At 71.8% G+C, this 23,488-nt stretch carries 24 protein-coding genes and 1 pseudogene; 15 read left to right on the top strand and 10 right to left on the bottom strand.

Annotated features, from left to right (window positions below; all coding sequences use genetic code 11):
* Positions 1-123 precede the first annotated feature (123 nt).
* From ABT297_RS32970 to ABT297_RS32960, 3 genes are read left to right on the top strand one after another with little or no spacing between them, the layout of a single operon-like run.
* A complete protein-coding gene (locus tag ABT297_RS32970; protein WP_350556329.1) occupies positions 124-336 on the top strand; it encodes a hypothetical protein in 213 nt (70 codons plus the stop codon).
* The gene (locus ABT297_RS32965) at positions 261-1,349 is read left to right on the top strand and encodes an MFS transporter (RefSeq protein ID WP_350556355.1); all 1,089 of its coding nucleotides are present in this window, start codon (positions 261-263) and stop codon (positions 1,347-1,349) included. Before ABT297_RS32970 ends, ABT297_RS32965 begins: the two co-directional genes overlap by 76 nt.
* A 7-nt stretch (positions 1,350-1,356) precedes the next feature.
* The gene (locus tag ABT297_RS32960) at positions 1,357-2,103 is read left to right on the top strand and encodes a DUF5995 family protein (protein ID WP_350556328.1); all 747 of its coding nucleotides are present in this window, start codon (positions 1,357-1,359) and stop codon (positions 2,101-2,103) included.
* Between the two features lie 90 nt (positions 2,104-2,193).
* On the opposite strand, the gene ABT297_RS32955 is transcribed toward ABT297_RS32960, so the two are convergent.
* Together ABT297_RS32955 and ABT297_RS32950 are read right to left on the bottom strand one after the other, a co-directional pair.
* Complete coding sequence (locus tag ABT297_RS32955) at positions 2,194-2,781, bottom strand: GNAT family N-acetyltransferase (RefSeq protein WP_350556327.1); 588 nt, start codon at positions 2,779-2,781, stop codon at positions 2,194-2,196.
* A 51-nt stretch (positions 2,782-2,832) separates the two neighbouring features.
* Complete coding sequence (locus ABT297_RS32950) at positions 2,833-3,069, bottom strand: hypothetical protein (RefSeq protein WP_350556326.1); 237 nt, start codon at positions 3,067-3,069, stop codon at positions 2,833-2,835.
* Positions 3,070-3,092: 23 nt separating this feature from the next.
* On the opposite strand from ABT297_RS32950, the gene ABT297_RS32945 reads away from it, so the two are divergent.
* Positions 3,093-4,271 carry a HEAT repeat domain-containing protein gene (locus ABT297_RS32945; protein ID WP_350556325.1) on the top strand — a complete coding sequence of 393 codons (1,179 nt, stop codon included), beginning with the start codon at positions 3,093-3,095 and terminating at the stop codon, positions 4,269-4,271.
* Between the two features lie 196 nt (positions 4,272-4,467).
* On the top strand, positions 4,468-6,360 hold the full coding sequence (locus ABT297_RS32940; RefSeq protein WP_350556324.1) for a transketolase: 1,893 nt from the start codon (positions 4,468-4,470) through the stop codon (positions 6,358-6,360).
* A gap of 24 nt (positions 6,361-6,384) precedes the next feature.
* Here the strand turns inward: ABT297_RS32940 and ABT297_RS32935 are convergent, their stop codons facing one another.
* Positions 6,385-7,584 (bottom strand): ROK family transcriptional regulator, encoded by a 1,200-nt coding sequence (locus ABT297_RS32935; protein WP_350556323.1) that lies wholly within the window; start codon positions 7,582-7,584, stop codon positions 6,385-6,387.
* A 121-nt stretch (positions 7,585-7,705) separates the two neighbouring features.
* Between ABT297_RS32935 and ABT297_RS32930 the strand changes: the two genes are divergently transcribed.
* From ABT297_RS32930 to ABT297_RS32915, 4 genes are read left to right on the top strand one after another with little or no spacing between them, the layout of a single operon-like run.
* Positions 7,706-8,782 carry a sugar ABC transporter substrate-binding protein gene (locus tag ABT297_RS32930; protein ID WP_350556322.1) on the top strand — a complete coding sequence of 359 codons (1,077 nt, stop codon included), beginning with the start codon at positions 7,706-7,708 and terminating at the stop codon, positions 8,780-8,782.
* Positions 8,782-9,549: an ATP-binding cassette domain-containing protein gene (locus tag ABT297_RS32925; RefSeq protein ID WP_350556321.1), complete on the top strand. Its 768-nt coding sequence runs from the start codon at positions 8,782-8,784 to the stop codon at positions 9,547-9,549. The genes ABT297_RS32930 and ABT297_RS32925 overlap by 1 nt, the downstream gene beginning before the upstream one ends.
* Complete coding sequence (locus ABT297_RS32920) at positions 9,546-10,727, top strand: sugar ABC transporter permease (RefSeq protein WP_350556320.1); 1,182 nt, start codon at positions 9,546-9,548, stop codon at positions 10,725-10,727. The genes ABT297_RS32925 and ABT297_RS32920 overlap by 4 nt, the downstream gene beginning before the upstream one ends.
* Positions 10,724-11,617 (top strand): ROK family protein, encoded by an 894-nt coding sequence (locus ABT297_RS32915; protein WP_350556319.1) that lies wholly within the window; start codon positions 10,724-10,726, stop codon positions 11,615-11,617. The genes ABT297_RS32920 and ABT297_RS32915 overlap by 4 nt, the downstream gene beginning before the upstream one ends.
* Positions 11,618-11,659: 42 nt before the next feature.
* Here ABT297_RS32915 and ABT297_RS32910 read toward each other — a convergent pair whose 3' ends face one another.
* Entirely contained in the window at positions 11,660-12,499 is an 840-nt protein-coding gene (locus ABT297_RS32910; RefSeq protein ID WP_350556318.1) for a polysaccharide deacetylase family protein, read from the bottom strand.
* A 29-nt stretch (positions 12,500-12,528) separates the two neighbouring features.
* Positions 12,529-13,653 carry an LCP family protein gene (locus tag ABT297_RS32905; RefSeq protein WP_350556316.1) on the bottom strand — a complete coding sequence of 375 codons (1,125 nt, stop codon included), beginning with the start codon at positions 13,651-13,653 and terminating at the stop codon, positions 12,529-12,531.
* A gap of 271 nt (positions 13,654-13,924) precedes the next feature.
* On the opposite strand from ABT297_RS32905, the gene ABT297_RS32900 reads away from it, so the two are divergent.
* From ABT297_RS32900 to ABT297_RS32885, 4 genes are all read left to right on the top strand, one after another.
* Positions 13,925-15,640: an NAD-dependent malic enzyme gene (locus ABT297_RS32900; protein ID WP_350556315.1), complete on the top strand. Its 1,716-nt coding sequence runs from the start codon at positions 13,925-13,927 to the stop codon at positions 15,638-15,640.
* Positions 15,641-15,644: 4 nt separating this feature from the next.
* Positions 15,645-17,099: a class II fumarate hydratase gene (gene fumC, locus ABT297_RS32895; RefSeq protein WP_350556314.1), complete on the top strand. Its 1,455-nt coding sequence runs from the start codon at positions 15,645-15,647 to the stop codon at positions 17,097-17,099.
* Between the two features lie 338 nt (positions 17,100-17,437).
* Positions 17,438-17,590: a hypothetical protein gene (locus ABT297_RS32890; RefSeq protein ID WP_350556313.1), complete on the top strand. Its 153-nt coding sequence runs from the start codon at positions 17,438-17,440 to the stop codon at positions 17,588-17,590.
* Positions 17,591-17,676: 86 nt separating this feature from the next.
* Positions 17,677-17,841: a hypothetical protein gene (locus ABT297_RS32885; RefSeq protein WP_350556312.1), complete on the top strand. Its 165-nt coding sequence runs from the start codon at positions 17,677-17,679 to the stop codon at positions 17,839-17,841.
* A gap of 48 nt (positions 17,842-17,889) precedes the next feature.
* On the opposite strand, the gene ABT297_RS32880 is transcribed toward ABT297_RS32885, so the two are convergent.
* The 5 genes from ABT297_RS32880 to ABT297_RS32860 form a co-directional block, all read right to left on the bottom strand.
* Complete coding sequence (locus tag ABT297_RS32880) at positions 17,890-18,579, bottom strand: response regulator (protein ID WP_502885687.1); 690 nt, start codon at positions 18,577-18,579, stop codon at positions 17,890-17,892.
* A complete protein-coding gene (locus tag ABT297_RS32875; RefSeq protein WP_350556311.1) occupies positions 18,549-19,793 on the bottom strand; it encodes a sensor histidine kinase in 1,245 nt (414 codons plus the stop codon). Before ABT297_RS32875 ends, ABT297_RS32880 begins: the two co-directional genes overlap by 31 nt.
* A 79-nt stretch (positions 19,794-19,872) precedes the next feature.
* The gene (locus ABT297_RS32870) at positions 19,873-20,823 is read right to left on the bottom strand and encodes a D-alanine--D-alanine ligase family protein (protein ID WP_350556310.1); all 951 of its coding nucleotides are present in this window, start codon (positions 20,821-20,823) and stop codon (positions 19,873-19,875) included.
* Positions 20,820-21,953 (bottom strand): alanine racemase, encoded by a 1,134-nt coding sequence (gene alr / locus ABT297_RS32865; RefSeq protein WP_350556309.1) that lies wholly within the window; start codon positions 21,951-21,953, stop codon positions 20,820-20,822. Before alr ends, ABT297_RS32870 begins: the two co-directional genes overlap by 4 nt.
* Positions 21,950-22,543 (bottom strand): M15 family metallopeptidase, encoded by a 594-nt coding sequence (locus tag ABT297_RS32860; RefSeq protein WP_350556308.1) that lies wholly within the window; start codon positions 22,541-22,543, stop codon positions 21,950-21,952. Before ABT297_RS32860 ends, alr begins: the two co-directional genes overlap by 4 nt.
* A gap of 205 nt (positions 22,544-22,748) precedes the next feature.
* Between ABT297_RS32860 and ABT297_RS32855 the strand changes: the two genes are divergently transcribed.
* A complete protein-coding gene (locus tag ABT297_RS32855) occupies positions 22,749-23,270 on the top strand; it encodes a SigE family RNA polymerase sigma factor (RefSeq protein WP_350556307.1) in 522 nt (173 codons plus the stop codon).
* Between the two features lie 38 nt (positions 23,271-23,308).
* Positions 23,309-23,488: pseudogene (locus ABT297_RS32850) on the top strand (hypothetical protein); the annotation flags it as partial.

The raw sequence follows: 23,488 nt of genomic DNA, 5'->3' as shown, positions 1-23,488 counted from the left end.
GAGGGATCGACCTGCCCGACCAGGTGATGGTGATGGTCCTGGACGATGCGGCCCAGGACCGCGAAGTACAGCGGCTGCGGTAATCGGGCGGACTCGCGTCTCGGCTGACCCTTAGGATGGCGCGTGGCCGCGTCCCGTTTGGTAGCGTACGCCGGCGCCGCCGTCATGGTTCGCACGGCCGACGAGGGCGGGCGTGTCGCCCTGATCTTGCTGGCCCTTGACCGGTTGCACCGCGACGGCGCCACCGGCCTGCTCGTCGCCTGCCTGATGATTCCGCACGTCGTCGCCGCGCCGCTCGTCGGGGCTCTGACGGACTGGTCACGGCGACCGTCCTAGCACTCGCCGGACTCACCGCCGGGTTTTCGGCCTCGCTGGCGCTCACCGCGATCACCCTGGGTCACGTACCACTGGGCACGTCCCTGCTCGTCCTGCTCCTGGGCGGCTCCTGCGGGCCGGCGCTCACCGGGGGTCTCAGCAGCCAGGTTTCCCGGCTCGCCAAGCCGGAGGCACTGCCGCGCATCTTCGGCGTCGACGCGCTGACCTACAACCTCGCCGGCATCGCCGGGCCCGCACTGTCCGGCCTCACGGCGAGCCTGGTCAGCAGTACAGCGGCAGCACTGTTGATGGCCGGCCTGTCCGCCGCCGGCGCCGTCTTGGCAGCAGTACTGCCGGTGCGGCAGGAGCGGGCGGCCGGAGCGACCGGTCGACCGTCGTTGACCGCCGGCGCCAGGGCTGTCGTGGCGAACAAGACGTTGGCCACGGTGATCCTGGCCAGCGCCGTCGGCCAACTCGGTCCCGGCGCGGTGCCGGTCGTGGCCGCATTGGCGGCGAAGGCTCACCACCACGCCTCGGCGTCCGGGTTCATGCTCACCGCGGTCGCGGTCGGTGGCCTGCTCGGTTCGCTGCTGTGGACCGCCCGCCCGGCACCCACGCCGCGCGCCCCGGCCGTGGTCATGCTCGCCATGTGCGGTACGGGTCTGCCCGTGCTGGTCGGCGCCATCACAACCTCGCTGCCCGTGTTGACCGTCGCGCTCGCGCTCTCCGGGTTCTTCCTCGGGCCGTTGGTCGGCGCGCTCTTCACCGCTCGCAACGCGCTGTCACCCGAAGAGGTCCGGGCGCAGGTCTTCACCATCGGCGCGGGCCTCAAGATCACGGCCGCCGCGGCCGGAACGGCCACCATCGGGCTGCTCGCCGCAGTTCCATTGGCCGTCCAGTTCCTCATCGTGGGACTCAACCCGATCGCCACCGGATTGATCGGGCTGACCGTCCTGAGGACGCTCGCCAAGCGACCCGCCCGCGCGAGGGCCGGCGCCGAGGCAGAGCCGCATCCGCGATCGGTCGTGCGATGATCGGCCCGTGTACGAGAGCATCGCAGCGTTGCTCGAGCGTATGGCCGCCGACCAGGACCGGCTACCGGCCGGCGACGCGCGCCGGTTCTTCCACAGCACCTACCTGCGCACCACTCGGGCGGTTGCCGAGGAGATCGGCCGGGGTGGGTTCCTCGACGGTGCCTGGCTGGAGCGGTGGGACCTCGTGTTCGCGCAGCTCTACCTCGACGCGTTCGACGCGGAGCTGGCCGGGGAGCCGGTTTCGGCGCCGTGGCGGATCGCCTTCGACGTCGCCCGCACTCGTCCGGAGTTGCCGCCGCTGCGGCACATCCTGCTGGGCATGAACGCGCACATCAACTACGACCTGCCGCAGGCGCTGATCGCGGTCATCACGCCCGAGGAGTTCGACGACCCGGCCACCCGTGCGTCACGGGCCCATGACCACGGGCACGTTGACACCGTACTGCTGGCCCTGGTGGGGGCGGAGGACGACGAGGTACGGGCCAGCAGCCGGGTCACCCCGCTCGACCGGCTGCTGGGTCCGCTCAACCGGGCCGCCACCCGCCGGCTGCTCGCCGAGTCGCGGGCGAAGGTGTGGCAGAACGCGGACGTCCTGGACCGGGCCCGGCGCGAGGGCCCGCAGCGGTATGCCGCGGTCCTGGCGAACCTGGAGCGATCGTGCGAGGCCAAGCTCGTCGAGCTGACCAGGCCGGGACAGGTGCTGCTGCGCCTGGCCCGGCACGGCTTCGGCGTGGTGCTGCCCGAAGATCCATAGCGGACCAGAGCGCTCGGGTTCGCGCATTCCGCAGCTTCCTCGACTACGAACATCCGTTGCCGGCCGGCTTCATCTCCTGTCAGCGAAGGGTCAGTCGTCGCCGCGGATGCGGGCGTGCAGATGCATGTCGTGGCGGCCGTCCGAGTGGATGGCCTCGCTGCGTTTGGTGCCTTCCAGCCGGAATCCGGCTTTGACAGCGGCGCGGCAGGAGGCGTTGTTGCGCGTCGAGTGGCTCAAATGCAGACGGTGGAACCCGGCCTCGCCGAGCGCCCAGGCGCTGACAGCTGCCAGCGCGCGGGGAGCCACGCCTGCGCCGCGGGCAGCGGGGAGCACCCAATAGCCGCATCCTGCGACGCCGTCGTCGAGATTCAAGCCTCCCAGGGCGATACGCCCGAGCACCTCCTCGCCGCCGCGGGTTACCGCCCAGCTCGCGCCCTCTTCCTGCTCCCAGCTTCGACGGTACTGCTCGAACCAGTCGTTTACCTCGGCCTCGGATGCCGGTTGGCGGGTGTGCCAGTGCTGAATCGCCGGATCCTGGTACGCAGCAAGGAACACCGCCGCATCGGAAGGTTCCCAGGGGCGCAGGACGATGCCGCCCGGTGCGGCAAGGACTGGTTGCGGGCGCCCGGCGAGGGCTCCGGCGGGGATGGCGGCCGGGGTAGAAAGCGGCGATCTCACTACCTCATTCTGCTCTCGGCGCGGCACCGTCCGCTGGCTACTCCTGCTGGGTCAGCTCGGCATGTCAACGGTATCGGTGTAGCGGGTGCCGGCTCGGATGCTGAGGCCGAACAGGTCTGCCAGGCGGCGGACGTCGCAGCCGGTGGCGTGGGCTCCGTCGAGGATGCGGTCTTCGCGGATCGCGGCGACCGACAGGTCCGGGCCGACCCTGCCCTCGACGTGCAATATCCGAGGCGGCGCCTTGGTGTCCCTGGCTATCCTGCGCAAGCAGGGCAGCCGCATCGCCATCCGGCTGCGGGACGGGTAGAAGGATGCGGTGGAAACACGACGAATGGGCGCAGCGCTGGAACGCCGAGCGCCTGATCGTCGGCGTCGAGGAGGTCCTGTGCTGGTGGGAGCAGGACCCAGCGCGGACAGCCGAAAGGCTCAGCGGCCTGCTGCGCGTGGCCACCCCGCGCGCCGTCGTCGTCCTGGAGGGCGCGTACCGCGGCCGTCGCCGCTCGCTCGCTGCGATGCTCGGAACCGACGTCGGCGCGCTGACCGAGGTCTACGGCCGGCATGCCGCCGCGGTCGCGGCGCTGCTGACCTTCGACCGGTCCGGATACCTGCGTGAGGCCGGTGTCCGGTGGCTGGCCACCAGCGACGAGCTGTTCACCCTGCCGTTCCTGCTGCTGCGGCTCAACGACCCGGTCGACCCCGTCCGCCAACAGGCCACCGCCGCGGTGCACGCCCGGCTCACGGTTGGCCACGGCACCCTGCTCGTGCAGCTCCTCCCGCTGATCGAGGGCCTCGGCGCGCGCCACCGCGCCGGCCCGATCGTGCGCATCATCGGCGAGTTGCTCACCGACGGTGACCCGGCCGGTCGAGCCGCCCTGTGGGCCGGCGCCCGCGGCGATGACACCGCGGTCGCCGCGAGCTGCCTGCGCATGCTCGCCACCGTCGAGCCGGCCGCCTCCATCGAGCAGGCCGTCGCCACCGGCGACCCGGCCCTGCGGCACTGGGCCACCGGGGTCGCCACCGCACGCAGCCTCGACCCGGCCGTCCAACGCGGGCTGCTGCCGCTGCTCGAATCCGACCCCAACCCCCGTATCCGGTGGAAGGCGTTGCGGGCCCGCACCCACCACCCCGACAGCGAACCGCACCTCCGCCGCGCCCTGCTCGACCCCGACGCACGGGTGCGCTACCTGGCCCGCACCAGCCTGCGCGCTCTGGGCCACACCGGCTCCGCCGCGCTCTACCGCACGACACTCACCAACGCTGATGCCACCCGGGACGCAACCATCGGCGCACTCGCCGGCCTGGCCGACATGGGCACCCGCGACGATGCCATCCGGCTTGTCGCCTTCCTCGGCCATCCGAACGTGCGAATCCGCGGCGAGGCATGGCGCGCCCTCGCCATCCTCGACCCGGACACCTTCACCGCACGTGCCGACCAACTTCGCGCCGACCCCAGCGGTAAGGTCCGCCGCCACCTTCTCACCGGACGGTGAGGCCGCAGCGCCGACCGGCCGTCGCACCATCACGATTTGGCCGTGGTCTTGTGCAGCCGCCGGTGATGACAGCGTCGGTGGCCAGGACATCCGGCGCCAGGCGCACCGCTCGCCGTTAGCCGTCGCGAAGGGCGGGTAGACGCATTGCATCAGGCCGTTCCGATTCCGCGCAGGATTTCCGCGACAAGGAAACGTCATGACCACGATCACCTCGCCCGGCGCGACCCTGGACACCGTCGCCCAGGTCGCCGCACAGCTGCGGGTCGACGCGATCCGCTCGTCCACCAGCGCCGGATCGGGCCACCCGACGTCGAGCATGTCCGCCGCCGACCTGCTCGCCGTGCTCGTCGCCCGGCACCTGCGCTACGACTGGGACAAGCCGGCCGACGGCGCCAACGATCACCTGATCTTCTCCAAGGGTCATGCCTCACCCCTGCTGTACGCGGTCTACAAAGCCGTCGGCGTGGTCACCGACGAGGAGCTGATGCACGGCTACCGGCGTTTCGGGCAGCGCCTGCAGGGCCACCCCACCCCCGTGGTGCCCTGGGTCGACGTGGCCACCGGCTCACTCGGCCAGGGCCTGCCCGACGGCGTCGGTGTCGCCCTGGCCGGCAAGTATCTCGACAAGTTGCCCTACCGGATCTGGGTCCTGTGCGGCGACAGCGAACTCGCCGAGGGTTCCATCTGGGAAGCCCTCGACAAGGCCTCCTACTACCGGCTGTCCAATCTCACCGCCATCGTCGACGTCAACCGGCTCGGCCAGCGCGGCGAAACCGCGCTCGGCTGGAACCTCGGCGCCTACGCGGCCCGCGCCGGGGCCTTCGGCGCCCGGGTGCTGACCGTCGACGGCCACGACCTGACCGCCATCGACCAGGCGCTGAGCGCCGCGACCGGCACCGATGCCGATGGCCGGCCCACCGTGATCCTCGCCAAGACCGTCAAGGGCAAGGGCTTCTCCGAGGTCGAGGACAGCCCCGGCTGGCACGGCAAGCCCTTCCCCGCCGACATGGCCGAACGCGCCATCGCCGAGCTCGGCGGCCCGCGTCACCTCACCGTCCGCGGCCCGCTGCCCGAGACCGGCGGCGACGCCGAGCGGCCGCCCACCACCGCGCCCGCCTCGCCGGCCGCCGCGGCCCGCTACGAGCTCGGCGCGAACGTCGCCACCCGCAAGGCGTACGGCGACGCCCTGGCCGCCCTCGGCGCCCGCGATCCGCGGGTGGTCGCCCTCGACGGTGAGGTCAACAATTCCACCTACGCCGTCGAGTTCGCCCGTGCCTTCCCCGACCGGTACTTCGAGATGTTCATCGCCGAACAACAGATGGTCGCCGCCGCCACCGGCCTCGCCGTGCGCGGCTACCGCCCCTACGCCTCCACCTTCGCCGCGTTCCTCACGCGGGCCTACGACTTCATCCGCATGGGCTCCGTCAGCGGCGTCGGCGTCCGCCTGGTCGGCTCGCACGCCGGCCTCGAGATCGGCGCCGACGGCCCCTCCCAGATGGGCCTGGAGGACATCGCGATGATCCGCGCCGTGCACGGCTCCACCGTGCTCTACCCCGCCGACGCCACCAGCACCGTCGCCCTGACCAACGCGATGGCCACCATCCCCGGCATCAGCTACCTGCGCACCACCCGCGGCGGCTACCCCGTCCTGTACCCCGGCGGCGAGGCCTTCCCCATCGGCGGCTCCAAGGTCCTGCGCGCGAGCGACCACGACCACGTGACCCTGATCGGTGCCGGCGTCACCCTGCACGCCTGTCTCGCCGCCGCCGACGACCTCGCCGGACTCGGCATCACAGCCAGGGTCATCGACGCGTACTCCGTCAAGCCCATCGACGGCGCCACCCTCGCCGCGGCCGCCGCGGCGACCGGCGGCCGGATCGTCGTCGCCGAGGACCACCACCCCGAGGGCGGCCTCGGCTCCGCCGTCATCGACAGTCTCGTCACCGATGGCATCGCCAACCCGCGCATCGCCCACCTGGCCGTCCGCGACATGCCCGGCTCCGGCAGCCCGGAGGAGCTGCTCGCGTGGGCCGGCATCGACGCCGGCCACATCGCCGCGGCCGCCCGGCACCTCGTCGCCGACGAGTAGACCCGACGCCGCCCCGACCGGGCTTCAGCCGGCGGCGGCCGCGGTGTCCAGGACCAGGTTCCTGGCGTCGGCCAGGCCGACGGCCAGGGCGCCGAGCAGTACGGCGTCCGTGCCGAGGGTGGAGACCTCGATGCGCGGCGGGCGCAACGCGACCAGGTCGCGGAGGCGTTCGGCGACCGGGGCGGTGAGCAGGTCGCCGGGCTGGCTGCCGACGCCGCCGCCGAGGACGACGAGCTCTGGGTCGAGCACCGCGGTGATGCCGGCGAGGGCGTGGCTGACGTGGTCGACCTCGCGCGCGACGGCCCGGCGGGCGATCTCGTCGCCGGAGCGGGCGGCGTCGAAGACGTCCTTCGCGGTGCTCACGCTGGTCAGGCCGAGCCGGCGGGCCATGGCGACCACGCCGTCGGCCGAGGCGACCGACTCGAACATGCCGCGGCGGCGGGCGGCGGGCTCGTCGGCGAGGGGGTCGTCCTCGCCGACCGGCAGGTAGCCGATCTCGCCGGCGGCGCCGCGGAAGCCGCGGTACAGCTTGCCGTCGATGATGATGCCCATGCCGGTACCGGTGCCGATGGAGACGTAGACGAAGTGCCGCACGCCGCGGCCGAGGCCGTAGGTGGCCTCGCCGACGGCGGCCAGGTCGATGTCGTTCTCCACGACGTAGGTCGCGCCGGCGATGCCGGCCAGGCGTTCGACGCTCCCGCGGCGGTTCCAGCCGGGCAGGTTCGGCGCCAGGTGCAGGGCGCCGGTGGCCTTGTCGTGGATGCCCGGGGTGCCGAAGACGGCCAGGGTGATGTCCTCGCGGGTGATGCCGGCCGTGGTGGCCAGCTCCTCGGCGAGGCGGGTGAGCTGCGCGACGAGGTCGCCGGCGCGCATGCTGCGCGACGGCTCGTCCTTGCGCGCGACGATCCGCCCGACGAGATCGGCCAGGGCGACGCGGACGTAGGAGCGGCCGACGTCGACGGCGAAGACCCAGCCGGCCTCGGGGCGCACCTCGTACAGCACCGCGGAGCGGCCGGCGGCGCCGGCGCGCATCCCGACCTGGCGCAGCAGCCCGGCGCGCTCCAGGTTTGCCAGGGCACCGGCCACGGTCGGCTTGGACAGCCCCGTGTGCTGTGCCAGCTCGGGGCGCGACACCGCGCCGAGACGGAAGGTCTCGGCGAAGACGGCTCGCTCGTTCATCACCCGCAGCACGCTGGTCGTGCTGGCGGTGGCGGTGGTCTGCACGGGGTCCAGCGTGCCACACGAGTTCAGAAAGGTCCCTTATCAATTTCGTAAAGGACCTTGCCAAGGCCCGGCCGAGTGGCCGAACATCCTCGCGAGAACCCTCCGAGGAAAGGTGCCCTCCGTGAGAGCCAGATGGTTCGTCGCAGTGCTGACCGCCGCGGCGGTCCTCGCCGGCGGGTGTGGCGGCAGCACCGGTGGCAAGCAGGGCGGCAAGGACGCGCCGACGATCGCGCTGTTCCTGCCGGAGTCCAAGACGACCCGCTACGAGGCGTTCGACCGGCCGCTGTTCGAGGCCAAGGTGCACGCACTCTGCGCGGCCTGCAAGGTGCTGTACTCCAACGCCGACCAGGACGCAGCCAAGCAACAGCAGCAGGTGGAGGCCGCCCTGGCCCAGGGCGCGGACGTGCTGGTGCTCGACGCCGTCGACGCCGGCGCGGTCGCGTCGCTGGTCAACCAGGCCAAGCAGAAGAAGGTGCCGGTCATCGCCTACGACCGGCTCATCTCCGGGATCACGTACGAGTACTATGTCTCCTTCGACAACGTCCGGGTCGGCGAGATGCAGGGCAAGGCGCTGCTCGACGCGCTGAACAAGGCGGGCAAGGCGACCGCCGGCAAGATCGTCATGCTCAACGGCTCGCCCACCGACCCCAGCTCCGCCGACTACAAGACCGGCGCGCACAAGGTCCTCGACGGCAAGGTGCAGATCGGCCGCGAGTTCGACACCCCGGACTGGAGCCCGGACAAGGCCCAGCAGGAGATGGAGCAGGCCATCACCGCGCTCGGCCGGGACAACGTCGTCGGGGTGCTCTCCGCCAACGACGGCATGGCCGGCGGCGCCATCGCGGCGATGAAGCGCGCCGGATACGCGACCCTGCCGCCCATCACCGGCCAGGACGCCGAGCTCGCCGCGGTACAGCGGATCCTCACCGGCGAGCAGTACATGACCATCTACCTCGACATCCGGCGGGAGGCCGAGCAGTCGGCGGAGCTGGCCGTGGCCCTCGCGAAGGGCGAGAAGCCGGCCGCGCCGACGAAGGTGGCCAACGGAACCGGCGACATCCCCGCGTTCCTGCTCGACCCGACCGCGGTCACCGCGGACAAGATCAAGGACACCATCGTCAAGGACGGCTTCTACAAGGCCTCCGAGATCTGCACCGGCCCGGCCGCGGCGGCCTGCACCACGGCGGGAATCCAGTAGTGCTCTGGGCAACCAATGTCAGCAAGCGGTACGGCGCGGTCCAGGCTCTCGACGGGGTGAGCCTGGACCTCCCGTCCGGCCAGGTGGTCGCGCTGGTCGGCGACAACGGTGCCGGCAAGTCGACCCTCGTCAAGGTCCTGTCCGGGGTCGTGACCACCGACGGCGGCTCGATCGGGATCGACGGCGCCCCGGTGCGCATCGGCAGCCCGCACGACGCGCAGCGGCTCGGCGTCTCGACCGTGCACCAGGACCTCGCCCTGTGCGAGAACCTCGACGTCGTCGGCAACCTCTTCCTCGGCGCGGAGCGGCGCCGCTGGAGCGTGCTGAGCCACATCCGGATGGAGCGTGTGGCGCGCGACCTGCTGTCCTCGCTCGACGTGCGCATCCGCGACATCCGGGTGCCGGTCGCCATGCTCTCCGGCGGCCAGCGCCAGTCGGTGGCGATCGCCCGGGCCCTCATCGGCGAGCCGCGGGTCGTGATCCTGGACGAGCCCACCGCCGCCCTCGGCGTCGAGCAGACCGCGCAGGTGCTCGACCTGATCCGCCGGCTGCGCGACCGGGGCCTGGCCGTCCTCGTCATCTCCCACAACCTCGCCGACGTGCGCGCGGTCAGCGACCGGATCGTGGTCCTGCGGCTGGGCCGCAACGCCGGCGAGTTCGCCACCGCCGAGTCCACCCCCGAGGCCGTCGTCGCCGCCATCACCGGCGGCGCCGCCGTGCCCGAGGAGACCCCCACCGGTCCGCAGCGAAGCGAGGAGAGCGCGTGACCACCACGACCGGGCGGCTGTACCAGTCGCTGATCCCGCTGCGCGGCACGGGCCGCACCGACCTCGGCGCGTGGCCGGTCGTCGGCGGCCTCGTCGCCATCGCGGCGGTGTTCGGCTCGCTCAACGAGCACTTCCTGTCCGCCGAGAACCTCACCAACCTGGCCCTGCAGATGGCCGCGACCGGCACCATCTCGCTCGGCGTCATCATGGTGATCCTGCTGGGCGAGATCGACCTCTCGGCCGGCTCGGTCAGCGGCCTGTGCGCGGTCGTCATGACAATCCTGTCGGTGCGGCACGGCTGGAACCCGGTCGCCGCGGTCGGCGTGGCACTGGGCTGTGCCGCGCTGATCGGCCTGCTGCACGGCTGGATGTTCACCCGGCTGCGGATGCCGTCGTTCGTCGTCACCCTGGCCGGGCTCATCGGGTGGCAGGGCCTCATGTTGTACCTCCTGGGCCGCGGCGGCACCATCAACCTGCCCTTCGAGGGGTTCCTGGCCGGGCTGAGCGACACCTGGCTGCCCCCGTGGGCCGGCTGGCTGCTCGCGGGCGCGATCGTCGGCGGATGGAGCGCCGGCTCGCTCGTCCAGCGGCGCCTGCGCCGCGCCGCTGACCTGCCCGTCGGCTCCGGGCTGGGGCTCGCGCTGCGGCTGGGCGGGCTCGCCGCCGTCCTGGCCGTCGCCGTCGCGGTACTGTCGGCCGACCGCGGGGTACCGCTGCTGCTCGTCATCTTCGGCACGCTCGTCGTCGTCCTCGACCTGATGCTGCGCCACACCGTCTTCGGCCGGCACATGTACGCGGTCGGCGGCAACGCCGAGGCGGCCCGCCGCGCCGGCATCAGCATCGTGCGCGTCCGCACCATCGCATTCATGGCCTCCGCCGCGCTGGCCGCGTTCGGCGGCATCCTCGCGGCCAGCCGGCTCGCCGCGGTCAACCAGAGCTCCGGCGGCAGCGACACCCTGCTCATGGCCATCGCCGCCGCGGTCATCGGCGGCACCTCGCTCTTCGGCGGCCGCGGCCGCGCCTACGCCGCGCTGCTCGGCATCCTCGTCATCCAGTCGATCACCAACGGCATGCTGCTGCTCAGCGTCGACTCCTCGGTGCGGTACATGGTCACCGCCGCGGTGCTCGCCGTCGCCGTCGCGATCGACTCCCTCGCCCGGCCGGGCCGGCCCCGGTGACGCGGCAGGTACTGGCGATCGACTTCGGCGGGACCAAGGTCGCGCTGGGCGCGACGGCGGTCGGCGCGACGGACGGCCGGCCGCACGCCACGGTGCGGCTGGACACCCGCGGTGCCGAGGGCGCGGCTCAGGTCGTCGAGCGCACCCTGGCCGCCGCCCGCGACCTCGTCGCCGAGCCGGCCGCGGTCGGCGTCGCCACGTTCGGCGTCCTGCGCGACGGCGTGGTCCGCCTCGCCCCGAACGTGCCCGGCTGGGACGGCCTGCCGCTGCCCGGCCTGCTGCGTGCCGCGTTCGGCGACACCCCGCTCGCCATCGACAACGACGTCAACGCCGGCGCCACCGCCGAACTGCGCTGGGGCGCCCTGCGCGGCACCGACACCGGGCTGTACGTCAACGTGGGCACCGGCCTGGCCGCCGCCCTCGTGGCCGGCGGCCGGATCGTGCCCGGCGCGAACGGCGCCGCCGGAGAGATCGCCTACCTGCGCGACTCCGCGGACGCGCCCGCCTTCGCCGACAACCGCGCCCCGCTGGAGGAGACGATCTCCGGCAGCGCCCTGGCCCGCCGCGGCTCGGCCCTGCTGGGCCGCCCGGTCACCGCCGCCGAGCTGTTCGAGGCGTATCCCGACCCGAGCGTCGCCGGCCTGCTCGACGAGGCCCTGGACACCCTGTCCCGCACGGTCGCCAACCTCAGCATCGTCCTGGACCCGCAGCGGGTGGTCATCGGCGGCGGCCTCATGGGCGCGGCGCACCACATCCTGCCGCGCGTGGCTGCGGCGCTGGATCGTTCGGTACCGTTCCCGCCCCGCCTGGCCGCCGCCTCCTTCGTCGACGACGCACCCCTGATCGGCGCGCTGTCGATGGCCCTCACCCTGGCGGCGGCGCGGCCGTGACGCCCCCGCGTCCCCGGGCTACCGGGCCGCCGCCCGCACCCGTCAGGGGAAGTAGTCCTCCAGCTGGGCCGGCGTCAACCCGGCCGCCTTGATGGCCTTCAACGCGGCGATGAAGTCCTCGACGAACTGGTCGCGGAAGTGCATGAGGATCACGTCGCCCGGCTTGACGACTCGGGCCTCCTGGTACTGCACGCTGCCCCGGTTGACCGTCTCCTTCCAGAAGAACGCGGCCTTCATCCCGCAGTCGTGCGCGGCTCGAAGGGTCGTCGCGTCCTGGATCCCGCCCGGCGGGCGGAACAGCGTCGGCCGCCGGCCGTAGAGGGTGGCGAGCTGGTCGGCGGAGCCGCAGATCTCCTCCTTCTGGAAGCTGTACGACTTGCCGCTGAGGTTGGTGTGGGTGATGGTGTGCGCCTCGACGACGGCGCCGATGTCCTGCAGCGTCTTGAAGTACGCCGGCTTGTCGCTGATCGCGTTGACGGTGAGGAACAGCGTCACGGGCACGTGCGCCTCCCGCAACAGCTCGGCCGCCTCCGGGTGTTTGACCCAGCCGTCGTCGATGGTCACGAACGCCACCGGCTGGTCGGTCGGCACGCGCGAGATCCACGCGGCGCTGCCGCCGTCCGGAAGCGTGACCGGCTGTGCGGGCGGGGCCTTGTCGAACGCCGGCAGGCGGTCGCGGTACTTCGAGGGCGAGCCGCTCCCCCGCAGCGGCATGCTGCTCGGCCCGGCGAGGGACGGGCTCGACGCCGCCGAGGGCGTCCCGCCGGCGCTGCGCACGTCGCCGCCGGCTTGTGCATTACAGGCCGCGAGCAGCGTCGAGAGCAACAGCAGCGCGACCAACGGCATGCGATCGCGTCGCGCTTCGGTCTGAGCGGCAGGCACGCCGCGAGCGTGGTTCGTTGCGAAGCGCATCACGGTCCGGTGCATCCGTTCTTCGAGTTCGGGGGCGTGGCCGGCGGGTTCTGCGCGAGCCAGTCGGCGAGCTTGTCATTGGCGACCGCGCTGTAGAGCGCACTCGCCCGGCCCGGGTCGGGGAGCACCACGCTCTCCTTCTTGATCGTCGCCGATCCGCGGTTCGGGCTGACCAGCATGGTCAGGTCGCTGCTGCCGATGTTGCGGAACGCGAACGCCGTGTCGGCGAGGGAGAATTCCTTGTCGACGGTGATGGCCTTGGCCACCGACTTGAGAAACGCGTTGAGCTTGAGCGGGTTCTTCAGCGTGTCGGTGCTGCTCGCCTTGTCCAGCAGCGCGCTGAGGAACTCCCGCTGATGGCACATCCGGGTGAAGTCCCCGCCCAGGAACTGCTCGCGCTGGCGGACGTACTCGAGCGCCTCCGATCCGTTCAGGTGCTGCATGCCCTGGTTGAAGTGGCGGCCCCCCTTGCCGACCCCGGTGACGGCCTGTTCGATGTACAGGTCGACGCCCCCGAGCGCGTCGGTCACCTGCTGGAACCCGGCGAAGTCCACCAGGACGACGTGGTCGACGTGCACCGCCGTGTAGGCCTCCACGGTCTGCACCGCGAGCGGCACACCGCCCCACGCGAACGCCGCATTGATCTTCGCGTCCCTGTTTCCCAGGCTCGGGTTGGCCGGGTTCGGCGGGATGTGCACGTACAGGTCGCGCGGCAACGAGATCAGGTACGCCTTCTTGTGGGCGGCGTCGACGTGCACAAGGATGATCGTGTCGGTGCGGCCCAGGCCCGCGTCGCCCCGGCTGCCCGGGTCGTCGGGACCGCGTGAGTCGCTGCCCAGCAGCAGGATGTTCTCGGCGCCGACGACCTCCACCGGCGGCCGGGTCGCCGTCGCTGTCGCCGCCGGCGCGTGCGACTGCTGGACGCCGGTGCCGAACGCGTCGGTACGCCGGATGTTCGAGTCGATGCTGCGGTAGTAGAGCACCGCTCCGCCGACGGCGACGCCGAGGAGCAGGGCGATGGTCGAACCGATGACGGCCGCCGTCCTTCTCCACCGTCGGCGGCGGCCCTGCGTGGGTGCGGTGTTCGCGGCGGTCACGGTGGCGGTGGAAGTTCCGGCTCGCATGCTTCTCCTACTTCGATGGTGCTGTCCGGCGGTGCGCGCGGTGCGGCATCGCCAATCGCCACTCGTCACAGCAGACCATTGCCATCGGCGGGGACGGTTCACCCGCGCGGGATGAGCGCGGGGCCGGCACGACGCCCGTCGTCCGCCGGTCACCGGCGGAGGTGAATCGCGGGCATGGCGGGTGCGGCGGCGGCGCTGCGGGTAGGCAGGCGGGTGGACAGGGACGCCGAAGCGGGTCTGCCGCTGGGCCGGGATGTCGGGGGGCGAGCGTATGACGGCGATGGCGAACATCGCGACGCGGCGGAAGTTCCGCGCGCAGGACGGCACCTACGTGACGAACGCGCGCGGGGCGGAGCTGCTGGAGATCCCGTTGCTGAACAAGGGCACGGCGTACAGTCGCGCGGAGCGGCGGGCGCTGGGCCTGGTGGGGCTGTTGCCCTCGGCGGTGCAGAGCCTGGAGGATCAGGTCGCGCGGGCGTACGAGCAGTACCACGAGCAGCCGACCGACCTGCAGAAGAACGTGTTCCTGACGATGTTGCAGGACAGCGACGAGGTGCTGTTCTACCGCCTGCTGGGCGAGCATCTGCGGGAGATGCTGCCGGTGGTGTACGACCCGACGGTGGGCGAGGCGATCAAGCGGTACAGCCACGAGTACCGCCGCCCGCGCGGGGTGTACCTGTCCATCGACGAACCCGACCTGGTGGAGACGGCCCTCGCCGACCTCGGGCTCGGCCCCGACGAGGTGGATCTGCTCGTGGCCTCCGACGCGGAGGAGATCCTCGGGATCGGCGACTGGGGCGTCGGCGGCATCGACATCGCCGTCGGGAAGCTGGCCGTGTACACCGCGGCGGCGGGGATCGACCCGGCCCGGGTGATCCCGGTGTCGCTGGACGTCGGTACGGACAACGAAGCGCTGCTCAACGACCCGAGGTACGTCGGAAACCGGCACGCCCGCGTCCGGGGGCAGCGCTACGACGACTTCATCGACACCTACGTGCGGGCCGTGACCAAGCTGTTCCCCAACGCCCTCCTGCACTGGGAGGACTTCGGCCCGAGCAACGGCCGGCGCATCCTGGAGCGCTACCGCGACCGGGTGTGCACCTTCAACGACGACATGCAGGGCACCGGCGCGATCGTGCTGGCCGCCGCGCTCAGCGCCACCCGGGTCACCGGCACGCCGATGCGCGACCAGCGGATCGTCATCTTCGGCGCCGGTACGGCCGGAGTGGGCATCGCCGACCAGTTGCGCGACGCGATGGTCCGCGACGGCCTGGACCGCGACGCGGCGACCCGGCGGATCTGGTGTATCGACCGGCAGGGCCTGCTCACCGACGACATGAGCAACCTGCTGGACTTCCAGGTCCCGTACGCCCGGCCGGCGAGCGAGGTGGCCGGCTGGCGCCGCGACGGCGGCGTCGGGCTGCGCGAGACGGTCGGGAACGTCAGGCCCACCATGCTCGTCGGCACGTCGACGGTGCATCAGGCGTTCACGGAGGACGTCGTCCGGGCGATGGCCCATCACGTGGACCGGCCGATCATCTTTCCGCTGTCCAACCCGACTGAGCGCATCGAGGCGATGCCGGACCAGCTCATCCCGTGGACCGACGGTCACGCCCTGATCGCCACCGGCATTCCGGTACCGCCGGTCACGCACAACGGCGTCACGTACGCCATCGGGCAGGCGAACAATGCGCTGCTGTACCCCGGCCTGGGGCTGGGCACGATCGTGGCCCGCGCCCGGAAGGTCAGCGACGGGATGCTCGCCGCGGCGGCCGGCGCGGTGGGCCGGCTGGTGGACGTGAGCGCGCCGGGCGCCTCGCTGCTGCCCCTGGTGGAGAACCTGCGGATGGTCTCGGCCACGGTCGCCGTGGCGGTGGCCAAGCGCGCCGCCGCCGAGGGCCTCGCCCGAGCCGAGCTGACCGATCCGGTGCAGCAGGTGCAGGACGCCATGTGGCAGCCGGCGTACCGCCCGATCAAGGCCGGGTGACGCCGTGGAACACCGGGTGCGCGACGTGCCGATCGGTCTGGACGCCACCGGCACTCGCACCGAGACCGACTCGCTCGGCGCGGTCGAGGTGCCGGCCGAGCACTACTGGGGCGCCCAGACGCAGCGTTCGCTGGTGCACTTCGACATCGGCGACGACCGCATGCCGAAGCAGGTGTACCACGCCTACGGATATGTGAAGAAGGCCGCCGCGATGGTCAACGCGCGGGCCGGACGGCTGCCGGAGTGGAAGTCGGACCTGATCTCGAGGGTGGCCGACGAGGTGATCCGCGGCCGCCTCGACACTGAGTTCCCGTTGTACGTGTGGCAGACCGGCTCCGGCACCCAGTCCAACATGAACGTCAACGAGGTGATCTCCAACCGGGCGATCCAGCTCGTCGGCGGACAACTGGGCGCCAAGACTCCGGTGCACCCCAACGACGACGTCAACATGGGCCAGTCCTCCAACGACACGTTCCCGACCGCGATGCACATCGCCGCCGTGACCGCGATCGACGAGCAGCTGCTGCCGGCGCTGGCCCGGCTGCACGACACGACCGCCGAGAAGAGCCGGAAATGGGCCGCCGTCGTCAAGATCGGCCGCACGCACCTGGAGGACGCGACCCCGCTGACCGTCGGTCAGGAGTGGTCCGGCTACGCCGCCCAGCTCGCCGACGCGATGGCCCATCTCATCGCGACGATGACCGGCCTGTACCGGCTGGCCATGGGCGGCACCGCCGTCGGCACGGGGCTGAACGCCCCACCCGGCTTCGACGAGGCCGCCGCCAAGACCATCGCCGAGCTGACCGGCAAGCCGTTCGTGACCGCGCCCAACAAGTTCGCCGCCCAGGGCTCGCTCGACGCGCTCGTGCGGACGTCGGCCGCGCTGCGCGGCATCGCGGTGGCACTGTTCAAGTTCGCCAACGACATGCGCTGGCTGGGGTCGGGGCCGCGGACCGGGCTGCACGAGCTGAACCTGCCGGCCAACGAGCCCGGCTCGTCGATCATGCCCGGCAAGGTGAACCCGACCCAGGCCGAGGCCATGCTCATGGTCTGCATCCAGGTGCAAGGCGCCGACACGGCCGTCGCCATCGCGGGCGGCGAGGGCAACTTCGAGCTCAACGCCTTCCGGCCGATCGTCATCAACAACGTTCTGCACTCGATCCGCATCCTCGCCGACGCCGCCGACCACTTTCGCCGGTTCCTCGTCGAAGGCGCCGAGCTCGACGAGGAACGGCTGCGCCACAACGTGGACCGGTCGGTCATGATGGTGACCGCGTTGTCGCCGGTGATCGGCTACGACCACGCATCGCAGATCGCCCACCACGCCATCGACGGCGGCCTCACCCTCAGGGCCGCGGCGCTCGACCGCGGCGTCAGCGAGGAGCTGTACGACCGGGTCGTCGTCCCGGTCAACCTGACCCGGCCCGGCACCGCTGAACCCTCGCGCTCGCCGAGCTGACCGATCCGGTGCAGCAGGTGCAGGACGCCATGTGGCAGCCGGCGTACCGCCCGATCAAGGCCGGGTGACGCCGCCGCATACGGGTGCGCGACGGTCTGGACGCGCCGCGCCGGGCCCTGTTGGCCGGTCGTAGGATGGGTGGTCGTGGATGGGTGGCGGCTCAGCGTCGACTACGGTTCATCGCACACCGTGGCGGTCCTGGCGAGGCCGGATGGCAGCACGAGGCCGCTGAGTTTCGACGCCACACCGCTGTTGTCCTCGGCGATCTGAGCCGAGCCCGGCGGCGCCCTGCTGACCGGCCAGGACAGTCACGCCGCGGCGTCGAGCCCGCCCTGATCGTGCGGACCCACCTCGGCCCGAACGACGGAGCGACACTGACCGGCCGGCGGTACCGGCCCGACGTCACCGGATATGCCCTGTGCACGCTGAAACGCATCGGCGCCTCCGCCGAGCAGGTACGCGCCGCGCTCGCCGCGCACGCACCTCACTGAGCCGACGTTTGGTCAATGTGCCGTGTGGGCACCTGCCATGTACCCCCGCCTGTAACGGGCGCTCGTCCGAGCATGGAGTGAAGAACATGATTGCTCTCTTGGTGCTGTTGCTACTGGTCTGGCTGGCCTTCATCATTCTGGGGGCCGCGGTGAAGGGCCTTCTCTGGCTGCTGGTGATCGGCGTCATCCTCTTCGTGGCCACCAGCGTTTTCGGCTTCATCAAGCGCGAGACACTGGGCCGCAGGCACTGACCTGATGGGCGGCCGGTCCGACGCCCCCGGCAAGGGCCGGCCGCCGTGCTACACCAGACCATGCTCGTAGGCGAACACGACGATCTGCACCCGGTCGCGAAGCGCGAGCTTGCGAAGGATAGCGCCCACATGGGTTTTGACCGTCGACTCACTGAGGTACACGGTCCTGGCGATCTCCGCGTTGGACATCCCACGGGCCACAGCGGTGAACACCTCGCGCTCCTTGTCCGTCAGCCCCAGGAACGCCGCGGGCGGCGGCGCCTCGGTCTGGAACTGGTTGTCGAGCAAGGTGGCGAGGTCCTGCGGGGCGAGGACGGCGTTCCCGCTGTAGACCGTGCGGATCGCGTCGCGCAGCATCAGCGGCGTGGTGTCCTTGAGGAGAAAGCCGCTGGCGCCGTGGCGGATCGCGGTCGCCGCCCGGTCGTCGAGGTTGAAGGTGGTCAGCACGATCACCCGTACGGGCTTGGTCCGTTGCGCGACCCGCTCGGGGGCGAAGATCTGCCGGCTCGCCTCGACGCCGTCCATCTCGGGCATCCGGATGTCCATCAGCACGACGTCGGGCTGCAACTGCTCTACCAGCCTGACCGCCTCCACCCCGTCGCCGGCCGTGCCGACCACGCGCATGCCTTCCTGGGCGTCGACGATGACGCGTACCCCTTCCTGGAAGAGCTTCTGATCATCGACGAGCAGCACCGTGATCTCGTCGCTCATCGCGCCGCGCCCCGCGCCGGCACCCACGCGGTCACGGTGAAGGTCGTCCCTTCGGGCTGGTCGCGGCGGCGCACGTCGAGGTGGCCACCGATGGATTCGAGGCGGCGTCGCATACCGTCCAAACCGCGCCCGGCATCGCCGTCGGTCCGAGGGGAAGCCTCCGCCATGTTGCTGACCTCTATCCGCAATGTGTCGGCGAAGCCACCGGCCGGTTGCGCCGCGGGCCAGTGCCGCTCGACCACGATCGGCTGGTCCCGCCGGCCGTGCTTGATCGCATTGGTCAGCATCTCCTGCAACACCCGGTAGGCCACCGCCTCGGTCTCGCGCGGCAGCTGATGCGGTGTGCCCAGCTCTGTCGCGAGGATCTCATGTCCGCTGCTGCGCACCCCGTCGATGAGACCGTCGAACCTGCCGACGTCGCCGGGCATGGTGGTCGCGTGCTGGGTGGAGGAGAGCACCTGGCGCACGTCCTGCAGGGAGGAGCGCGCCGAGGTCGCGATCGTCTGCAGGGTCTTCTGCAGCTTCGCGGTGTCCTCCACGTACTGCCCGGACTCGGCCTGGGCCAGGATCACCGCGAGCGAGTGGCCGACGACATCGTGGACGTCGCGGGCGAGCCGGGTCTGCTGGTCACGCAGATGCGCGATCTCACGGGCATGTTCCGTCTCGCGCCAGGCCCCGGCGGCGGCCTCCTCGGCGGCGAGCATGGATTCCCGCGAGGTGCTCGCCCGTTCGAGGAAACGCATGACCATGCCCGCCGGCCAAGGGCCGGCGACCAGCAGGACCCCGATGAGCGGTACGCCCAGCCTGATCGCCGATCCGTACCCGATGATGTCGTCCAGCCTCGAACTGCCGACGAGTCGGTTGAGGATCGCACCCCCGTGCAGCGCGAATGCCACGACCATGGTCAGTGGCACCGAAAGCGCGCTCAGCACCACGGTCGCGGTGCTCCCCCACCGGGCGCCGGCGAAGAACACGGCGGTGAGCGTGAATTCGAACAGCATGATCGGCGTGCCGAGGGCCATGTGAAAAAGGCCCATCGCCCAGACGAGTCCGAGCGCGGCACCCGGCGCGCGGCGGCACAGGCCGACGGCGACCGCCACGCCGATCGCCAGGGCGTAGCCCTCCGCCTTACGGCCACCCATGAGCGCCCACGTCAGCTGTGTCTCGGTGAATCCGATCACCAGCACGGTGAACGCCGCGATCGCCCCGGGCAGCCAGGGGCGCCACCCTGTTTCGCTCATGCGTCCGTCCAGCTACGTGGGGGGAAGGTCCCGGTAAGGGAACCACGGAGGTGACGGTCGCCACGCAGCGGGCCGGTGGTCAGGCGGACAGCGCATCGCGTACCAGCAGATCGAGCAGCTCATGGAAGGACATCCCGAGGGCGGCGAACATCCGCGGCGCCTGCGACTGTGCGGTGAAGCCGGGCATCGTGTTGACCTCATTGAGGACCGGTCCCCGATCGGTCAGGAAGAAGTCGACCCGCGCGACCCCGGCACAGCCCAGCGCGTCGTACATGTCCACCGCCGCCCGCTCCAGGTCCTTGCGGGCCGCGTCGTCCAGTGGGGCCGGGAGAAGGAACCGCGGCGAGCCGGCGTACTTGGCGGCGTGGTCGAAGATCTCGCCGTCGGGGACGACGATCTCCAGCGGCGGCGCCACCATCCGCGATCCGTCGGGCCGGCCCAGCACCGCCACGTCGATCTCGCGACCGGCCACGACGTCCTCCACCAGGACCCGGTCGCCGAGGGCGAACGCGGCATCCAGGGCCGCCGTCAGCCCGTCGGCGCCGCGCACGAGGGTCACGCCGTGGCTGGACCCGGCGGCGACGGGTTTGACGACGACCGGGCGGTTGAAGGCGTACGACGCCGCGGTGCGCCGGGTGAGCAACCGAGCCGGCGCGGTGCCGATGCCCATGGCACCGGCGACGAGTTTGGTCGCCCACTTGTCCATGGCCAGCACCCCCGCGCCCAGCGGCGAACCCACACATGGCAGGTCCGCCAGGTCGCACAGCGCCGCGAGCGTTCCGTCCTCACCGTGCGGACCGTGCAGCACCGGGAACACCACCGCGCAGGAACACAGCACCTGCAACGCCCCGGCCAGGCCGATCGGGCGGTTCTCCCGCTCCCGCCAGACGCCTTCGGGATCGATGGTGAGGCGAACCACGTCGTGTCCGGCCTCGGCAAGAGCTTCCGCGACCGCGGCGGCCGAGGCGAGGGAGACTTCGTGTTCGCAGTTGCGGCCGCCGCCGATCACAGCGAGGCGAATGTGGGTCAAGGGGCACTCCTTCGTAGCAGGCGGGCGCTGAGGCCCGTGACGATCTCGTGTTCGAGGGTCTGGGCCCACCGGGCCCATTCGGCTGTGGTCGGCTCACCGCGGTCGCCCGGACCGAAGACGGTCACGATGTCGCCGACGGCTACGGGCGGCGCCAACGGGTCGAGGCCGAGGTCGACGACGGTCATGTCCATCGAGATCCGGCCGACGACGGGTCGGCGCTCCCCGCGGACCCAGACCTCGGCGCGGTCGGAGGCGAGCCGGGGCAAGCCGTCGGCGTAGCCGACCGGGATCAGACCCAGCCGGGTCGGGCGCGGCGTTGTCCAGGTGTGCCCGTAGCCGACCGGTGTGCCGGCCGGCACGCTGCGGACGCTCACCAGCGGGGCGGTCAGGGTCAGAGCGGGCCGCAGCCGTGCCGTGCCCGACTCGTCAATGCCGACCAGGCCCGCGCCGATACGGCTCATGGTGTGGTGGGCGAGCGGGTCCGAGAGGGTGGCGGCGGTCGCGGCCAGATGATGGTCCGCCGGGCGCAGCCCGGCCGACCTGGCCACACGCAGTCCCCAGGCGAACCGGTCGCGGCCCACCGCGTTGGCGGGGTGGCAGGGACGATCGGCGCAGGGCAGGTGACCCATGATCCCGACGACGCGGACCTGTCCGCACCGCTCGGCCTCCCGGGCCTCGCGGCACAGGCGTTCCCACTCGGCGGGTTCGGCGCCGTCGCGCCCCATGCCGGTGTCCAACTGGAGATGGACACGCGCCCCGGGTGCGCCGCGGGCGATCGCGCGCAGGTGCTCCAGGCCCGGAACGCCCAGTTCGATGTGTTGGCGCAGCGCGGTGGCGAAGTCGGCGCCGACCGGGTTGAGCCAGCTCAGCACGCGCTCGGTCAGGCCCGCGGCGCGCAGCGACAGAGCCTCGTCGATGCTGGTGACACCGAACCGGGTTGCTCCGCCGGCGAGCGCGGCACGCGCGATGTCCGCCTGACCGTGGCCGAAGCCGTCGGCCTTGACCACCGCCATCACCTCGCCGGCCGTCCGGGACTTGATGGTGCGCGTGTTGGCGGTGATGGCCGCCAGGTCCACCTGAAGGATGGCTCGGCCGCATGCGGCGCGCGGCCGCAGCGTGAGCACACTCATGTGGCGTCGCCGAGCACCGGGCCGTACAGCGCGGCGCCGGCTCCGGTCGCCAGGGCCCAGTAGCGGTCGCCGTACGAGTAATGCCACCATTCGGTGGGATAGTTGACCAGCCCTTCCCGGCCCAGCACCCGGGCGAGCAGTTCGCGGTTGGCCCTGGCCGGGGCGCTGATCCCCTCGGCGGCGAAGTAGCAGCGTCCGCCGGATTGTTCCGGGGTGGCATCGATCGGCGTGCCCAGATCGAGCTCACTGCCGTGCGAGTCGACGAGCGTCAGGTCGACGGCGGCGCCGGCCACGTGGGGCGCCACCTCCAATGGGGCCACGAACCGGCTGGTCAGCACGCGAAGCTCGGGATCGGTGATGCCGGGGCGTTCGGTACGGATCTCGGCCGAGTAGCGCTCGATGATCGCCTGCTGCCGATGCGAAGGGCGGTAGCCCTCCACCACCCGCAGGAAGATGCCCGGCGGCAGGGCCGCCCGCGCGGACTCCAGCCGGTTGGCCAGCTCGCGACGCACGAGGGCCCCGGCCGGCCCGAACCCGCGGTCGAGAGCGACCAGTGGTTCGTCGACATCACGGACCGGAACAGCGGACACGCGTGGATCAGACAGCAGGAGGGTCACGGCAACCACCCTGACCGGCGCGCTCCCGCGGTGCCTCCGTCTGAGGTGCCGATCAGTGGTCCTCAAGGCTGAGCCGGCAAGCCCGCGGGAGGAGTCAGCACCGGCGCTGCGCGGAAATTCGTTGCAGTGGCGCGGGCGGATCCCCAACCATCCAGGGGTACTCGTGCGTTGACCACACGTGAACCCCACGCCCAGTGACGAGCAGGCCGAGTTCGTCGCCTTCGTGCAGGCCCGCCAGCACCGGCTGCTGCGCTCGGCGTATCTGCTGTGCGGCGACCATCACCGGGCCGAGGACCTGCTGCAGGAGGCGCTGGTCAAGCTCGCGCTGCGGTGGCGGCAGGTCCGGCACGGCGAGCCGGAGGCGTACCTGCGCAAAATCATGTACCGCGACGCCGTGTCCTGGTGGCGGCGCCGCCGCCGGGAGACGCTGGTCGACGTGGTACCGCCGGCCGCGGGCTCCGACAGCGTCGAGCCGGTGGCGGACCGGGTGGTGTTCGCGGCGGCGCTGGCCCGGCTCGCCCCGCGGCAGCGGGCGGTGCTCGTGCTGAGGTTCTTCGACGACCTGACCGAGGCCCGCACCGCGGAGGTGCTGGGCGTGTCGGTCGGCACCGTGAAGAGCCAGACCAGCGTCGCGCTGCGGCGGCTGCGGGTGCTCGCGCCTGAGCTGGGCGAACTGCTCACGGCGGGGCGGGAGCACTGAGATGGGCGAACTGCTCGTGGTGCGACAGGAGGGCCGAGATGGGCACGCGTGAGCTGGCCGAATTGCTCGAGCAGGCGTCCGCGGACGTCAGGGCGCCGGCGCTGGCGGAGGCGGTGTGGGTGCGGGCCGGCCAGGTTCGTCGCCGGCGGCGGATCCTGACCGGCGTGGCGGCGGCGGTCGTGGTGTGCACGGCGACTCCCAACGTCACCGCGCACACC

The organism is Dactylosporangium sp. NPDC000555 (genome assembly GCF_040300025.1).
In the GTDB taxonomy this organism is placed as follows: domain Bacteria; phylum Actinomycetota; class Actinomycetes; order Mycobacteriales; family Micromonosporaceae; genus Dactylosporangium.
This window is presented reverse-complemented; position numbering and strand designations above follow the sequence as displayed.